General features: G+C 49.0%; 1 pseudogene. It reads right to left on the reverse strand.

The window, feature by feature from the left end:
- Window positions 1-680 (reverse strand): annotated as a pseudogene (locus R7R24_RS25910) (GGDEF domain-containing protein); the annotation flags it as partial.
- Window positions 681-820 lie beyond the last annotated feature (140 nt).

The raw sequence follows: 820 nt of genomic DNA on the forward strand, positions 1-820 counted from the left end.
TCATCAATTTGGCGACACTCTTCAACGATGTTCTGTGTGCCAGTAGCGACCACTAATCGGTCGGCATCAATGAATTTTTCCGCGCGCTCGGCGCTGAAAAGGTCAAAGTCGTTCTTCCCGACAATGTCATCGTTAGACTTTTTCCACGCCTGTTCCACGCTGCGGTTAGTCATGGCGTACAGACCATCGGTGGTTTTGATCCAGATGTGGTCATCCAGACAATCGATGAATTCTTGCAGCGTTGGTAGTGGCTTGTTGGCGTGTGAGTGATGACGTTTGAGCTCTTGATGATAATGCTGGCTAACATCAAAACTGATGCGGCCTGCCAGTGCGCTCAGCCACGCAGAAACGGTTTGCTTTTGCTGCGTTGAGTGCGTCAACGTCACAACGGCAAACAGCTCCTCATTCGGTAGCCATACTGGGCACAGGCTCAGGTTTTCATCATCAAATTGTGAGCAAACTACGTCAAAGTGCGGCGCGGAAAATTGCGCGCAGTTTTGCTCAATCATCGCCACGATGGCGCGGTGATTTTGTGGCGAGGTGGATACCTCACTGGATAGCCATTGTTTGGTGTAGCTCAGGGTATAAAGTTGTCCCTGAGCTTGAGTGGCATCACAGCATTGCTGCAGAGCGTGTTGCCAGTCAGTCATCAACGGTGAAGGAATAGCGAAGCGAAACATAATTAGTAAAGTATCCTGAAGTGCCCACAAATATTTATAGGAATGTCGCCGTGTTAGGCGGCTGGGCTTTGGTTATATCGTATCCAACGCTTGAACAATTACAAGCGACGGAAGGCACTTTCGATCAATAAAATGTTAGC

This window comes from Vibrio sp. 704 (assembly GCF_033339295.1).